A 221-nucleotide genomic window follows, 5' to 3' on the forward strand; every position below is an offset into this window, starting at 1 on the left:
ATAGAACAACAATTTTCATTGTCATTCCGAGAATTTAATATCAGCTTTCCAAATTTTTAAAGAGCAATATCACTCAGTAAGTTACCTTACCAAGCAACAATCATCTGTGTGGACACTTCGAACAAATCAGTTCTAAGTCGATAAGGAGGTGATCCAGCCCCAGGTTCCCCTAGGGCTACCTTGTTACGACTTCACCCCAGTCATGAATCACTCCGTGGTGA

General features: G+C 41.2%; 1 rRNA gene. It reads right to left on the reverse strand.

The features are described from left to right. Positions 1-141 precede the first annotated feature (141 nt). Positions 142-221 (reverse strand): 16S ribosomal RNA (locus IY568_RS25495); the annotation flags it as partial.

Source organism: Pseudoalteromonas sp. PPB1 (genome assembly GCF_015356275.1).
GTDB lineage: Bacteria > Pseudomonadota > Gammaproteobacteria > Enterobacterales > Alteromonadaceae > Pseudoalteromonas > Pseudoalteromonas rubra_D.